Raw genomic sequence first — 14,820 nt, 5'->3', positions numbered from 1 at the left:
GCCCCGGGCATCCGACGCCCCACCACCATTCTGCTTACGCAGCCGAAACGTCCCCTTCGTCTGCGGTCGCCGCACGGGTCACCGCCGGCGCCGCTTCCCGACCGCTGGTCGATTCCCGTGATTGGCCTTCTTCTTCCTGCGGCCGCGCTTCTGATCGGCTCGTTTGGACATCTGAGGGTGTCTTTCGGATATTCAGTTCAGCACTGGCTCAAGAAGCCGGCTGGTTAGTTTTTGTAGGCGAATGCGGGCGCGCGGGTTCGCAACCATCGCGGCCGCCCGCGCTGGCTCAACACCGTCGTAGAACGCACCGTCGATCACCGGATGGGTGGGTGAACTGAGGGTGGTCAGTATCGTCGCAGCCTCTTCGACGGGCTGACCAGAATCGCCATAGACGGGGAGCATTCGGGTTGCGAACATGCCGGGATGCACGCTGAACGCGGCGAACGAATCGCCGCTGGCTTCGGCAATTGACTTGGTGTGCATCGTGAGTGCGAGCTTCGATTGTGCGTACACCGCCAGCGGCGAGTACTGATGCACCCGAGAGAGGTTGTTCCAGCTGATGTTCCCGCCGCGGTGCATCACCGACGAGAGGTTGACGACGCGCCCGCGCGAGCAGACGAGTTTCGATGCCAGTTTGGTTGTCAACAGGTAGGGCGCGAGATAGTTGACCTGGAAGGCGATTTCGTGGCCGTCTGGGGTGTACGTGCGTTGTTCGGGTCCGGCAACGGCGGCGTTGTTGACCAGCACGTCCAGCTTCGGCAAGGCCGCGGCGAGCGTGTCGGCGAGGTCGGCGACCTCGCCTAGGCGAGTGAAGTCGGCGACGACCAGGTTGAGGCGCTGTGCTTCGGCGCCATCATTGACGAGGCGCGTCATTGCTTCCTCACCACTGTTGCGGTCAGGTGCGTGCAGGTACACCGTAGCGCCGTCGTCGGCGAACTGGCGGGCCGTCGCATAACCGATGCCGTCGGTGGCGCCGGTGACGAGAACGGTGGGGCAGGTTGAAAGGAGTTCGGACATGATCACTTTCGCGAGATGGAGTGCTCACCGGCAACATCGAGAAACTGCAGACGGATTGCCGATGGAATGGAAGCGAGATGACGAGCGACTGCGCGCTCGGAGTGAATCGCAGAGGGCGACGGATTTCATTCAGGTGCCGAGGGGCGTGCGCGACGGCGGTTCGTCGTCGAACCCGACACCGTAGCGCTCAATCGTCGAAGGCACGGCACGACAAGTTGCCGCGTGGTGAGCCATACGGTCCATGACAGCGTGCGACAGGCCAGTCGGACAACACATCTCACGAATTCTTGACGGAGCGGTCGTCGTTATTGACGTTCTCTTGACGTGCGGAACGCTCAGCGCGACTGTCCGCCGCCGCACGCCGATCGCCATCCGCAGCGTCCTACGCCGAAATCCACGCACTCCGCGATTGCGTGAAGCTCATCGGGTGACAAAGAGATTCGCGATCACCGGCGGTGTCGCGTGGCCTGCGACCTCACGGGTGCAGGCTCCACTGCCCGACGTCTGAGGCCAGCGCATCGCTGACGTCGACTTCGAGCCCGCCGACCACCGGGCCGGGGTTCGACGCGGTGCTGACTATCCGCTGGTACATCACGGCGGCTGGATAGATCTTGCCGCCGGACCAGGACCGGGTCTGCCAGGCCCACACGTGCCCCGGCGTGGTCGAGCGCCCGATGACGCCGTCGGTCGCGGCCCACTGGCAGGTGTTGATGCCGCCGTAGACGCCGGTGCGTTGCGCGCCCAGCACCGAGTTGATGCCCTGAAACCACGGCAGCGCAACGTTGTTCCACGTTTCACGATTGATGTCGTCGTCGACGGAGAAGAAGATCGGCGCGCTCTGGCCGCCACCTGCGGCGCTGTGCAGCTGCCAGGCAGTCTTGGCGTCGGCGACACCGCCCGCGTATCCGCGGGTGAAGTCCGACGGCACGGTCCCACCGGGCTTGCCGTATTGGTAGTTGCTGACGATCGCCAACCCCGCCGCGGCCAGCGACTTGGCGTAGGGCAGGGTGATCGGCTTGGCGCCCATGGTGGAGCCGGGGCGTGACATCGAGACGTAGTTGACGACGCCGGCGTGGCCGGCGGCCCGGATGTCCTCTGCCGGAATCTGCTTCATGGCGAAGTCGATCAGCGTGGGGGCGGCGGCCGACGCAGTCGGCATGGCAAGACCTGCCGCGCCCAGCCCGGCCAGCGCCGACGCGGCGCCGACGTAGCGCAGCGCGTCACGCCGCGACAGCGGGCGCCGAAGGCCGCTGGGCTCCGGGAAGTCCTGCATTGCGAGATGTTAACAATGCAACAGATGTGAAAGCTGTGGCCGTTGCCGGCTGAATTCAGATCGTAACCGGACTGTATCCATCCTCGGTGTGAAGGCTCGTTCGATTCAGAGTGACGCTAACGATGTCCACGGCCGTCCTCCTCGCGAACACTGGACTGCGGATCGACAAGGGAGAGTGGATGTATCAGGGCCGCAGTGTCCGCGCATCGCAGGTGGTGCTGACGGTGGAGCTGCCCGCCGCCTCCCGCGATGCGCTGGCTCAGGTGACGACCCTGATGGACGAGTTCAGCGCGTATCTGGCGTACCGGGTGCCGGGCGCCAGGGTGGATAAGTCGGCGGTCGCCCCCGGCCCGGTACGCACCTCGCCGCCGACGCCGATCGGTGGACTCGTCATCGACCGGTCCACCCGGCAGGTCATCGCCGATGGCCGCCCGATCGCGATGGCGTACAAAGAGTTCGAATTGCTGGCGTACCTGGCGCAGCATCCGCGGCGGATCATTTCGCGAGACGAGCTGATCGAAAACGTGTGGGACGCCGGTTTCGCTTCGACGCGGACCATCGATACCCACGTTCGACGGCTCCGGGTGAAGCTGGGCGTCCATGCGCTGACGCTGACGACGGTCCGTGGGAAGGGCTATCGCTTCGATCCGCAGCCCTCGACGCGGTTCCGGGACCAGCGACCGATCCGGTCCGCCTGACTGTCAGAACGCGGGCACCACCAGACCACCGTACGACCGTGCGATGAACGAGCGCACGGATTCTGACTGTAAGGCCGTGGCCAACAGCCTGATTGGTTCGCTCTGATGGTTGTCCTGACGCGCGACGAGATACTCGGCATAGTCGCGGTTTGCGTGATCGCAGTAGAGCGCCGAGCGCAAGTCGATCTGACGATCCATGGCGTAGTTGCCGAAGAGGAACACCAGATCGAAGTCCGCGAGGACATCGGCCAGGTGTGCGCTGGCGATTTCCTTGAACAGCAACTGTTTAGGGTTGTCGATGACCGCGTCGACGCCGGGCGCGGACAGCTCACCCGCACGCAGCGTGAGCAGACCCAGGTCATGAAGGATGCGCATTGCGCGCCCGACATTCGCCGGATCGCCGGGCAGCGCCACCTGTGCGTAATGCGGTACCGCACCAAGAGTGGCGACCGATTCCGAGTAGAGCGCGAACGGCTCGATGTGGACCGGCGCGACGGGGACCAGATGCTGAGCCGACGAGCTGTTGAACTCCTCGAGAAATGGCAGGTACTGAAAGAAGTTCGCATCGATCGTCCCGGCGACCAGCTGGTGGTTCGGTTCGTCGAACGTGTCGAACACCTCCACATGCAGATCGATTCCGGCGCGCGCGAGCGCCGGTCGGACGTGGTCCAGGATCTCGGCGTGCGGCACCGGAGTCGCACCCACGCGCAGGACGCGGCCGGTACCGCGGATCGATCGAATGGTCCCCACTGACAACCCCTTTGGCTGATGCGCCCACGGCGCCATGCCACCCAGACTACCGACCGGATGCCGAATCTGGGGCACTGAATTCCGCCGAGTGTTACGGCATGTGACGCATTGTCAGCGCCGGTGTCCTGCCCGCTGGAGCACGTCGACCGCACCCAATAGTTTTTGTATCCAACAACATTCACCGAACAACAAGGGGCGTCATGACAGTCGAACATGCGGCGGCGCGCACCGATGGTGGGCCGCCGGCCGGCGCGCAGCGCCTCCGCGGCAATTTGGGGATCCCGGCCATCGTCTTCATGGTGTTGGCCGCGGCGGCGCCGTTGGGCGTCATCGGCGGACCGGTGCCATTGGGCATCGCCACCGGCAATGGATCAGGGTTCCCCGCGACGTTCGTCATTGCCACCGTCGTGCTCCTGCTGTTCGCCATCGGCTTCACCGCCATGACGCCTTTCGTCCGCGAGGCCGGGGCCTTCTTTTCTTATGTGCAGCAAGGATTTGGGGTCAGCGCGGCCATCGGTGCCGCGTTCGTGGCGGTCCTGACGTACGCCTCGATGGAGGCCGCGGTGTATGGCCTGCTCGGTCCGCAGCTCGGTGGCCTGTTGGCCTTGGTCGGCGTACCCCAGTTGCCGTGGCCGGTGTGGGCGCTGGCAGGGCTCGCGGTGATCGCCTACCTCGGTTACCGCAACATCGAGCTGTCCAGTCGAGTACTCGCGGTTCTGCTCGTCGCCGAGATCGCCATCGTCGTCGTCCTCGATGCGGTTATCGTCGGGCGCGGTGGCGACCATGGATTGTCGACGGGGCTGGTGAACCCGACCCAGATCACTTCGGGGGCACCAGGAATCGGGTTGCTGTTCGCGATCATCTCGTTCCTCGGTTTCGAGGCGACGGCCATCTTCCGCGACGAGGCACGCGATCCGGACCGCACCATCCCGTACGCGACGTACCTCGCACTGGCCGTGATCGGCGTCTTCTACACGGTCTCGAGCTGGGCACTGATCTCGGCGTGGGGTGATCGCGAAGCCGTTGAACGCGCGACGAACTCGGGCGGGACCATGCTGGTCGACACCGCACAGCGCTACCTGGGTGTGGTGGGAGCCGACATCATTCAAGTCCTTTTCGTCACCAGCCTCTTCGCGTGCATCCTGTCATTCCACAACGTGGTGTCCCGGTACCTGTTCGCGCTGTCCGGCCGGGGTGTGCTGCCCGCCGCCTTCGGACGGCCACACACCCGCCACGGCTCGCCGCACATCGCATCGCTGGCGCTGTCGGCACTGATCCTCGCGGTCGTCGGTGTCGCCACGGTTGCGCGGCTCGACCCGAGCACGGAGTTCTACACCTGGCTGTCGGGGATCACCACGGTCGGAGTGCTCGCCCTGATGGTGCTGACGAGCGCGGCGGTGCTGACGTTCTTCGCACGGGACCGGCGGCACTACTCGTTGTGGCGCGTCCGGGTGGCTCCGGCGCTCGGCCTGGCCGGGCTGGTGGCATTCCTGGGCCTGATCCTGGTGAACCTCAAGGATCTGGTCGGCGGATCGTCAGGCCTGGCGTTGGCCGTAATCCTGGTGCTGGTAATGGGTTTCGTGGGCGGTGCCGTGCTGGGCTACCGCCGTGCCCGAACAGAGTCGTTCACATCGGCAGGAGAGGAGCGCTGAAATGTCGGTGACCACTGAAGCCGTGACGGACCAGCGGCACAGGAGTGTTGGGGATCTGCTCGACTCCGGAGCCATCACCGAGGTCGAGGTGGCGTGGAGTGATCAGTTCGGACATGCCCTGGGCAAGCGGGTGCCCGCCGATCAATTCCGCAGTCGCGCCGAAGCGTCTGGCTTCGGCTTCTGCAATGGAGCGCTCGCGTGGAACTCCAACGCGCGCGTCATCGAAAGTTTGCGGTCGACCAACTGGAACACGGGCTATCCGGACGCTTTCGCGGTACCCGACCTGAGCACGTTCCGAGAGCTGCCGTGGCGGCCCGGCGTGGGACACGTCATATCCGACATCGTCGATCACGACCGGACACCGTCTCCGCTCGATCCCCGCGGCGTCTTGAGGCGCGTCATCGAGCGACTGGAAGCCCTGGGGTACACCGCCAAAGTCGGCGCCGAGTTCGAGTTCTACCTGCTCAATGCTGACGGGTCGATCTTCCAGGACGACGTCCACGCCTACTCGCTGCAGAACGCCAACACTCTTGAACCGGTGCTCAGCGAGCTCTACTCGGTGTTGCGTGAGTTCACCTCCCTGGAGGGCCTGCTCACCGAATACGGTCCCGGGCAGGTGGAAGCGAACCTGGTCTACAGCGAGGCACTCGATGCCGCCGACGACAGTGCTCGGCTGAAGTACGCGGTCAAGGAGATCGCCCGACGCAACGGCAAGTTGGCGACGTTCATGCCCAAGCCGTTCTCGGAGCACTCTGGAAGTTCTGCGCACCTGCACATTTCGCTGTGGCGTGACGGCGAGCCGGTCCTTGCGGGCGCCGACGGCACCGAGAGTCAGGTCGGACTCCATGCCATCGCCGGCCTCCTCGAGCACCTGCCGTCGATCACGCTGTTCGGGGCGCATTCGGTCAACGCGTACCGCAGGTACGTCCCCGGTTCGTTCGCCCCGGCAACGTTGACATGGAGCCGTGACAACCGGACGTCTGCCGTCCGGTCGCTCTTGGAGCCGAAACCCGCGGCAACGCGAATCGAGCTGCGCACCGGCGCATCCGACGCAAACCCCTACTGGCTCATCGCATCTGCGCTGGCCGCCGTCGTGGCCGGTCTGGAAGCCAGACGCAACCCAACAGAGCCGCAGACCGGTAACCTCTACGACGTCGGGGTACGGCTGCCGGAATCGCTCAGTGTCGCGATTGCGCTGGCGCGCAGCGACGACGCCATCGTCGACATCTTGGGCGCGGACTCCGTGCATGACTTCGCCGAGATCGCACAGAGCGAGTGGGATGAATACTCCAGTGCGGTCACCGACTGGGAATTTCGGCGCTACCTGGAGAACTCATGACTGTCACTGTGACCGCGCCCCGATTCGGGGTATGGGCACCCGTCTACGGAACATGGGGCGCCAGAACGCATCCCGTGGAGATTCCGGACGCCAGCTACCGCCGGACGCGCGATCTCATCGTTCGTGCGGAGGAGCTGGGCTTCGATTCGACGTTGGTGGCTCAACATGTCCTACATCCTGGCGGCGCCGAACACGACGTACTGGAAACCTGGTCGACGCTGGCCGGATTGGCGGAGGCCACCAGCCGCGTCGAGTTGATCGGCGCGATCAAGCCGTTGCTGTTCAATCCGCTGGTCTTCGCGAAAACGGTTGCCAACATTGAACAGATCGCTGCCGACCGGGTGGCGATCAACCTCGTCAGCGGTTGGTTTCTGCCCGAGCTGGAGGCGATCGGCCTCGGAGACGTCACCCATGGTGATCGATACGAGTACTCCCGGGAGTGGCTTGACGTCGTCGGTCGGCTGTGGCGTGGCGATGCCATCGAGTCCGGGCTGGACGGGGCCGTCGCGGCCGGCGCTCAGCTGCGGCCGGCTCTCGACCGCACACCGCGCGTGTACCTCGGCGGTGAATCGGAAGCGGCGCGCGCCCTGGCTGCAGCGCAGGCCGACGTGTTCTTCTTGAATGGACGGCCGCCGCAGGATGCCGCGGACATCATCGACGACATGCGGCGCCGGGAGCGGAACAAGCTGGAGCCCTTGCAGTTCGGGTTGTCAGCGTTCGTCATCGCCCGTGAGTCACCGGAAGAAGCGCAGCGCGAATTCGAATACCTGCAGGGCCTGGTCGACGGTTCGGGACAACGGGACCGCACGGTGGGAGCCGATCCCGCAACCGCGATGTTCAAGGTGCACGAGGGTGTCGCGCGCGTGGGCACCAACGGCGGCACTCTCGCCGGTCTCATCGGAAGTTATGAGCAGGTGGCCGAACGGATCACGACATTCGCCGACCTCGGCATCGACCTGTTCATGTTGCAGTTCCAGCCGCTGGAAACCGAGATGGAACGGTTCGCGACGCACATCATGCCCCTGTTCCGATGAGCTGAGAAAGGAAATCCTATGACCATTACGACGTTGCCGGTAGGGTCCGTCGCCGACCGGCGGGCGCTGTTGCAGTCGGTCGTCGAAACTCTCGGCGAGCACGATGCCCAATATGAACTGACCCGCACGTTGCACCACGAGGCGATTCGCGCGATCTCCGACACCGGTGTGCTCGCCCTGCGGATCCCCCGGGAACACGGCGGCCCAGGCGGTTCCATCGTCGATGTCATCGAGACCGTGATCGACATCGCGCAGGCCAGCTCCAACGTGGCCCAGGCGCTCCGCGCCCACTTCGGGTTCGTGGAACGGCTTCTGGGCAACCGGGGCGACGACGCTCTGCGGGCCCGCTGGTTCCCCGATGTCCTCAGCGGAAAGATCGTGGGAAACGCGATCACCGAAGCCGTGGGTGCATCCCCGGCGGCCATCGGCACTACATTGCGTTCCATCGGCGACGGCCGATACCGGCTGGACGGCAAGAAGTTCTACTCGACCGGAACCCTCTACGCCGACTTGATCGCCGTCTCGGCGGAACGGGAAGATGGCCGCGAAGTACACGTCATCATTCCTGCCGACCGGCAGGGTGTGACGTTGTTCGACGACTGGGACGGCTTCGGGCAGCGACTGACCGCAAGCGGTGCAACGACTTTCGATGCGGTGCCGGTCCACGAAGACGAGGTGTCGCTGGTCCCTGTGGACCACCGGCTCGCGCACAGCCAGACGTTCCTGCAGCTCTATCTCACCGCCGTGGCAGTGGGAATTGCCAAGGGCGCCTTGCGGGATGCCATCTGGTTCGTCCAGAACAAGGCGCGTCCCGCGGCACACGCGTTGACCCCCTCCGCTACCCAGGATCCGTTCATTCTGCAGGCGGTGGGGGAGATCGCCGCCTGGACGTCGACCGCCACCGCGGTCACCCTCGGCGCCGCAGCGGCACTGGATCATGTGGTGAATTCCGGCCAGATCGACGACCAGCAGGCCATCGGTGCCGCCGCGATCGAGGTGGCGAAGGCCCAACTCGTCGCCGAGCGACTCACCCTCGACGCCACACAGCGGTTGTTCGACACCGGTGGCGCGTCGGCGACCGCGCGAACACTGAATCTCGATCGGCATTGGCGTAACGCGCGAACCATCGCCAGTCACAATCCGCTAGCGTACAAAGCCTGGGCGACTGGGGACTTCGTGGTCAACGGCGCCCTTCCGCCCAACTCCGGATACTTCTAGACCTGCGTGGAGAGGAAGGGCCTGATAGTGGCCGCACCTGCTGTCGTCGTGCCGCGGCGATTTTCGGTCGGCGACGACCCACGAGTCATCGCGGCGAATGAACTCTTCGACCGGATTGTCGAATTGGTCGTCGAGGCCGGCCTGACGCCGCTGCTGGTCGACGACCCGTTCGTCGCGCTGTCCGACGTCGGCGGACTCGTGCTGCCCGGCGGCGGCGACATCAACCCGCAGCGCTATGGGCAGGGCGCTACCGGGGCGGTGTACGACGTCAACGACGCGCAAGACGACCTCGACTTCATCTTGGCGGCGCGGGCACAGGACGCCGGCCTGCCGGTGCTCGGTATCTGTCGCGGCGCGCAGGTACTGAACGTGTCGCGGGGCGGTGATCTCCAGATCGACCTGGTTCCAGGCGAAGTCCCGCACCAGAGCGCGACTGCCGACGAGACGTTCGGATGGCATTCGGTCGACCTTGCGGCCGGTAGTCGCGTTCGTGCCGCACACAACTCTGAGCAGATCGTCGTCGCATCGGCTCACCACCAGGGCATCGCATCGCTCGGCGTTGGGCTGAAGGCGACGGGGCATGCGCCTGACGGACTGATCGAGTCGTTCGAGGCCGTCGATGGCTGGGTGCTTGCGGTGCAATGGCATCCGGAGGCGCCGGGCACCACGGAGGCGGTTCAGCGGGCGCCTTTTGTGGCATTGGCACGGTCGATCGATGCGACTGCAATGCCCGACCTCCGCGCACCGACAGCCAGCTAAGACAGTCGTTCGGCGATGGGGCCCAACGCGAGTGCCGGTAGGTACTCCAGCCCGACCACGATCAGGGCGGCACCGATCATCAGCCCGACGAACGACGGTTCGTGAGTGCGCAGAGTGCCGTCGGTGACCACCCCGGAACGCTGACCGGCGAAGCTGGCAGCCAGGGAGATCACCAGGATCATCGGCACGTACCGGCCGATGATCATCGCCACGGCCAGTCCGATGTTGAATCCTGTTGTGTTACCGCTGAATCCGCCGAACGCGCTGCCGTTACCCGCGACGCAACTGGTGAACGCGTACAACACTTCGGATAGCCCGTGCGGGCCGGAGTTGGTCGCGGCCCTGGCACCGGCCGGCAGCGCCATGGCGATCGCGACGCCGGTCAATACCGCCACCGGCGGGGTGAGCACCGCCAGGCTGACCAACTTCATCTCGCGGGCGCTGACCCGCTTGCCCAGATATTCCGGTGTCCGGCCGATCATCAGACCACCGAGGAACACGGCGAGCAGCGCGATGACAACCAAACCGTATAGTCCGCTGCCGGTACCGCCAGGGCTGATCTCGCCCAGCATCATATTGGCCATCAGTACCCCACCGCCGACACTGGTGAAACTGTCGTACGACGAGTTCGCCGCGCCGTCTGCGGTAGCGGTGGCAACCTGGCCGAACTGCGCGCTTCCGGGTATCCCGAACCGAACCTCTTTGCCTTCCAACGCCGCACCGACCGCGCTCGTGACGGTGCCGTGCGGCATCGCTTCCGACATCCCGACGGCGGCCGTGCCCAAGCCGAACAGGACGACGACCACGGCCAGCAACGCCCAGCCTTGACGCCGGTCGCCGATCATGACGCCATAGGTGCGGACCAGCGATACCGGGATGACGGCCATGGTCACGATCTCGATGACGTTGGTCAGCGGTGTCGGGTTCTCGAACGGGTGCGCACTGTTGGCGTTGAAGGCACCACCGCCGTCGCCGGACATCAGTTTGATGGACTCCCACGACGCGACCGGTGCTGTCGGCAAGGTCTGTGATCCGCCGGCCAGGGTGCCGATCGACTGCGCGGCGCCGAAAGTCTCCAGCACGCCGAGCGCGGTGAGCAGGACCGCGATGAGAACCGCCATCGGGATGAGGATTCGGATGATGCCGCGGACCAAGTCCACCCAGAAGTTGCCGAGTTCGACGGTCTGACGGCGCACGATGCCGCGAATCAGCGCGATGGCCACCGCCATGCCGACCGCGGAGCTGGCGAACGCCTGCACACCCAGGCCAACGGTGAGGCCGACGTGACCGAGACTCGACTCGCCCGCGTAGTTCTGCCAACTGGTGTTGGTGACGAAGCTGACTGCCGTGTTCAGCGCGAGCAGTGGGGTCATTCCCTGTGCACCCCAGGGTGCGGGCAGCTGGGCCTGCAGCATCAGTAGACCGAACAGCACGGCCACGCTGACCACCGAAAACGCGAGCACCGAAGCCGCATACCAGACCCAATGCTGCTCGCGATCCGGCTCTACGCCGGCTATTCGATAGATCAATCGCTCAGCACGCCAATGCTTTTCGCCGGAGTAGACGGATGCCATGTAGTTGCCCAACGGCACGTGCAGCACTGCCAGGATCGCAACGATGGTGGCGAGTTGCAGCCACGCCGTCATGCCCCAATGCATCGTTACTGCCCCTCCTGCGTCAGCCTGCGGCGTGCCATCCGCCGCGGGGGCCGACGTTAGACCCGAATGAGAGGAATGCGACCCGGTCTTGACGCGATCTGAACACCCGCTGTGGCGTTTGTTACGCCGACGGTGTGCCGACCAGTGCGATGACGGCGTGATAGGCGCGCGTCACGTCGGCCCGATCATCGGCATCGACCACTGACCTCGCACTGGCCCGCTGAATCCGCTCGGCCTCACGTATCAAGATCGTGCGCCGGCTTCGGTCTGGGGTCTGCTCGGCGACCTTCACCAGCGAGTCCAGTTGCCGGATCATCACGGCCGGCATACCGTCGGCGGCCTGGCGGATCTTCTCGTAGGCTCGCTCCACCAGTCGTTCGAAATCAGCTTGATAGGCGATCACCCGGATATGTCCGGAGGCATCGCGGCGGATCCGTTGTGGACGCCACGAGGTCGAGATCCGGCATAGGCAGTCGCCGATCCAGTCAACGCACGTCAGCGCGGTGAACGTGTCATTGACCGCTGGTGACAACGCCCTGAGCGCGATCTCGACCAACTGGTCGAATCCAAACGAGACGTCCTGGGTCAAGGTGCGGTACGGGCCGGTGACGTGGCCGCGCGACAGATTCTGCTCAACGAAATGCGCCGCCTCGGCCGGCCACACGCGGGCCACCACCTGACCAGCAACCATGAAATGGCCCGGGCGATAAGGTAATTGGATCACCGCGTCGGCCGAGGTCGCCACCTTCAGCAAGGTCTCATGCCGAATCACCTGCAGATACCCGCTGTGGGTGGTGTGGATGTCGGCACCTGAGGTCAGCAACTGCTCGAGGAGTTCGTCGCAGGACGGCCCGCGTGCCGCGCCGATCCCGAACATTCGGCCGTTTTCCTGTGCCGAAATCTCGTCGGCAAGCGTGCCGGCGATCTTGGCGATCACGATAGGCAACTGGATCATCGAGGCGATGTGGTTCAGGAAGTAGATCAGCACGCCGACGTCAAGCAGGGTCAGCACCAGCGCGACGGTGACGGACAAGTGGGGGACGAAGTCGCCGCGCGATCCACCGCCGATCGATACCAACGTAATCACGGCATAGCAGAACGTAGCGACAAAGGCGCCCAGTGTCACCTGAGTGCCCAAGTCCCGCACGAAGTTTCGGAGCATCCGTGGACCGAATTGGGTAGAGGCCAAGGTCAGCACCACGATGGTGATCGAGAAGACGATGCCCACCACGGTGATCACGGCGGCTGCGACGGTGGTCAATACCAGGCGCGCTGCATCGGCGGTACCGCTGAGCACCCAGGAGGGCAGCGTCAGCCGACCGTCATAGGCGGCGCGGTCGATTCCGTAGGTGCCGATGAACAACGCCAGAACGGCGGCGGTCAGCGCAACCGGTGCCACCCATAAGTTGGTGCGCAGTGCCTCCTTTCGCCAATCTGATGCCAGGTATGCATAACCCGGCATCAGGGCCGTCGCCTGAGCACCATGGCTGCGATCCAACACCGTTGGCCCGCTCGGCGCGAGGCTTGTCGGCGTCAACGAATCGTAAAGATTCCGCGGCTTCGACCACGAGGCCGCTTTGAGACGTCAATACCGTGTCCTGACGGCCAGTTGCTGGACTGGTCCGAACGTTGACGCGACGTGATTTGTGACAGTGGCGACCGCCAGGATGTGTACGGATTCCGTAAGCAACGCGTCCGCGACTCCGGCGAGCGAGTAAACCGGATACTCATGGAGAACCCGCACTGCGGGGACGGTGGTGATCGCTGGCCCCAGCCGCTGCCTGGTTGGGCGCCCGCCGCCAGGGGATGGTGGACACGCCTGGTGGACGGTGATTTTGTGTGGGGTTCGTTGAGCGTCTCACCCAGCCGCTACGGCGTCACACGCTATTTGTTGGTGCTGTACCCACCTGGCATCGACAGTGTCGAGCGCCGATGGTTGCGCGCGTGGCGGGCATGGCCGACATGGGGTGCCGTCCTGTGGCTGTTTTGCCTGATTCTGCTGGGCGCCGAGGCATCCTGGGTGCAGTTCGCCATCACGACCATGGTGTGGCTGGGAGTCGGGGCCGCGCTCTTCGTCCGAGTCGCACGATCGCACGCTCAGATCCGGACATGCTGCGTCACGCGGTTCGCGGGCCGACCAGACGAACAACTCGAAGCGGAATACGCCGAGCTGAAAGTACTGGTGGGCATGCTTCTGTCCGCAGACCGCTGGCGTGATCAGGGCCGATTGTCGGTAAGCGCTCACGAAGCCATCTGGTGGCAGGTCTACGACCGACTCGGCGCGACCCGAGCCACCAACGAACATCACTGTCCCTGAACAGTTTTGGCTGCATCTGATAGACGGCAGTTTCAGTTCATATCGAGAGGATTTGCAACGGTCATGGTTGTACACAACCAGCGGGTGGCGACGAGTTCGCGCGTGACTTCGTGGATTGCGTTGTCTCGCCAGGGATATCGGCGGCTATGGGCCCGACGAAACTTGACGGCCCAAGAACGGGCGAATGTGTTCGTTTCCTACTCGCCACCCGCGCTGATCACCGCTTCGCTGGGCGGGCACATCGGTTGAGGTGCGGTAGCCGGCCCGCGGCGTGCCCGGCATGACTACTCCCGCCAGAATGGAGCGATGGACGCCCAAGCGCAAGCTGAGAAAGCTCGCCAGTTCGCAAACTTGCATCACACCGACGAACCGCTGCTGTTGCCGAACGCGTGGGACTTCGCGTCGGCAGCGGCGTTCGTCCGCGCGGGTTTCTCTGCCGTCGGCACCACAAGCCTCGGCGTCGCCGCATCCCACGGGCTCTCTGACGCTACGGGTGTCACCGGGTCGCAAACTCTTGCCCTCGCAAAGTCCTTGGCGCGCCTGCCAATTCCGGTGACCGTCGACATCGAGGCCGGCTTCGGCATGGACCCGGCAGAATTGGCCGTTGAGCTGACCGCCATCGGGATTGCGGGCGTCAACATCGAGGATGGCCGCGGCGACCACCTCGCGGCGCTCGACGGGCAGTGCGCGCTGATCTCAGCGTTCAAGGGCGCTGCGCCGAACGTGTTCGTCAACGCTCGAGTGGATACGTACTGGCTCCATCTCGCGACGGAGGACACCACGCAACGAGCGCTGGCCTACGTGGACGCCGGCGCGGACGGCGTCTTCGTGCCGGGTCTTCGCGACGAGCACCTGATCGAGCAACTCGTCACCACCCTCGGACAAACCCCGCTCAACCTTCTGGCCGAACTCTCATTTCAGCGGCTCCGCGAACTGGGTGTCCGACGGGTCAGCACCGGGTCACTGCCGTTCCGCATCGCCATCACAGCGGCCGCTTCAGCCGTGACGGCGTACGCCACCGGTGCCCCGACTCCCGCGGCAATGTCCTATGACGAAGCCCAGGCACTCATCGATCACATGAACATCTGACGGTGACAACAGGATT

14 protein-coding genes are annotated in these 14,820 nt (G+C 64.8%); 8 read left to right on the top strand and 6 right to left on the bottom strand.

The features are described 5' to 3' along the window. Positions 1 to 78: 78 nt before the first annotated feature. From G6N59_RS31880 to G6N59_RS16285, 3 genes are all read right to left on the bottom strand, one after another. Entirely contained in the window at positions 79 to 171 is a 93-nt protein-coding gene (locus G6N59_RS31880) for a 50S ribosomal protein bL37 (RefSeq protein WP_407665696.1), read from the bottom strand. Between the two features lie 21 nt (positions 172 to 192). Further along, on the bottom strand, positions 193 to 1,017 hold the full coding sequence (locus tag G6N59_RS16290) for an SDR family NAD(P)-dependent oxidoreductase (protein WP_138233262.1): 825 nt from the start codon (positions 1,015 to 1,017) through the stop codon (positions 193 to 195). 475 nt (positions 1,018 to 1,492) lie between these two features. Further along, positions 1,493 to 2,290, bottom strand: a complete 798-nt coding sequence (locus tag G6N59_RS16285) for a DUF1906 domain-containing protein (RefSeq protein WP_138233261.1) — start codon at positions 2,288 to 2,290, stop codon at positions 1,493 to 1,495. 122 nt (positions 2,291 to 2,412) lie between these two features. On the opposite strand from G6N59_RS16285, the gene G6N59_RS16280 reads away from it, so the two are divergent. After that, entirely contained in the window at positions 2,413 to 2,988 is a 576-nt protein-coding gene (locus tag G6N59_RS16280) for a winged helix-turn-helix domain-containing protein (RefSeq protein WP_138233260.1), read from the top strand. Positions 2,989 to 2,991: 3 nt separating this feature from the next. On the opposite strand, the gene G6N59_RS16275 is transcribed toward G6N59_RS16280, so the two are convergent. Beyond that, positions 2,992 to 3,738, bottom strand: a complete 747-nt coding sequence (locus G6N59_RS16275) for a MetQ/NlpA family ABC transporter substrate-binding protein (RefSeq protein ID WP_138233259.1) — start codon at positions 3,736 to 3,738, stop codon at positions 2,992 to 2,994. 200 nt (positions 3,739 to 3,938) lie between these two features. Here G6N59_RS16275 and G6N59_RS16270 point away from each other — a divergent pair, with 200 nt between their 5' ends. Genes G6N59_RS16270 through G6N59_RS16250 form a run of 5 tightly spaced genes read left to right on the top strand, consistent with a single transcriptional unit; the run spans position 3,939 to position 9,740 of the window. Beyond that, positions 3,939 to 5,390, top strand: a complete 1,452-nt coding sequence (locus tag G6N59_RS16270; RefSeq protein WP_138233258.1) for an APC family permease — start codon at positions 3,939 to 3,941, stop codon at positions 5,388 to 5,390. Position 5,391: 1 nt separating this feature from the next. Next, a complete protein-coding gene (locus tag G6N59_RS16265) occupies positions 5,392 to 6,729 on the top strand; it encodes a glutamine synthetase family protein (RefSeq protein ID WP_138233257.1) in 1,338 nt (445 codons plus the stop codon). Then, positions 6,726 to 7,763, top strand: a complete 1,038-nt coding sequence (locus tag G6N59_RS16260) for an LLM class flavin-dependent oxidoreductase (RefSeq protein ID WP_138233256.1) — start codon at positions 6,726 to 6,728, stop codon at positions 7,761 to 7,763. Before G6N59_RS16265 ends, G6N59_RS16260 begins: the two co-directional genes overlap by 4 nt. A gap of 18 nt (positions 7,764 to 7,781) precedes the next feature. Continuing rightward, a complete protein-coding gene (locus tag G6N59_RS16255; protein ID WP_138233255.1) occupies positions 7,782 to 8,981 on the top strand; it encodes an acyl-CoA dehydrogenase family protein in 1,200 nt (399 codons plus the stop codon). A 27-nt stretch (positions 8,982 to 9,008) separates the two neighbouring features. After that, positions 9,009 to 9,740, top strand: a complete 732-nt coding sequence (locus tag G6N59_RS16250) for a gamma-glutamyl-gamma-aminobutyrate hydrolase family protein (RefSeq protein ID WP_163911370.1) — start codon at positions 9,009 to 9,011, stop codon at positions 9,738 to 9,740. Here G6N59_RS16250 and kdpA read toward each other — a convergent pair. Then, complete coding sequence (kdpA, locus tag G6N59_RS16245; protein ID WP_138233253.1) at positions 9,737 to 11,398, bottom strand: potassium-transporting ATPase subunit KdpA; 1,662 nt, start codon at positions 11,396 to 11,398, stop codon at positions 9,737 to 9,739. The two genes, G6N59_RS16250 and kdpA, sit on opposite strands and share 4 nt — an antisense overlap. 121 nt (positions 11,399 to 11,519) lie before the next feature. Continuing rightward, complete coding sequence (locus tag G6N59_RS16240) at positions 11,520 to 12,860, bottom strand: DUF2254 domain-containing protein (RefSeq protein WP_138233252.1); 1,341 nt, start codon at positions 12,858 to 12,860, stop codon at positions 11,520 to 11,522. A gap of 267 nt (positions 12,861 to 13,127) precedes the next feature. Between G6N59_RS16240 and G6N59_RS16235 the strand changes: the two genes are divergently transcribed. Then, complete coding sequence (locus G6N59_RS16235) at positions 13,128 to 13,715, top strand: DUF6611 family protein (RefSeq protein ID WP_306789588.1); 588 nt, start codon at positions 13,128 to 13,130, stop codon at positions 13,713 to 13,715. A gap of 306 nt (positions 13,716 to 14,021) precedes the next feature. Next, positions 14,022 to 14,804, top strand: coding sequence for an isocitrate lyase/PEP mutase family protein (locus G6N59_RS16230; protein ID WP_138233250.1), 783 nt, complete (start codon positions 14,022 to 14,024; stop codon positions 14,802 to 14,804). Positions 14,805 to 14,820 lie beyond the last annotated feature (16 nt).

The organism is Mycolicibacterium aubagnense, assembly GCF_010730955.1.
Taxonomy (GTDB): domain Bacteria; phylum Actinomycetota; class Actinomycetes; order Mycobacteriales; family Mycobacteriaceae; genus Mycobacterium; species Mycobacterium aubagnense.
Note: the sequence above shows the minus strand (reverse complement) of the source record. Positions and strands in the feature narration are given on the sequence as shown.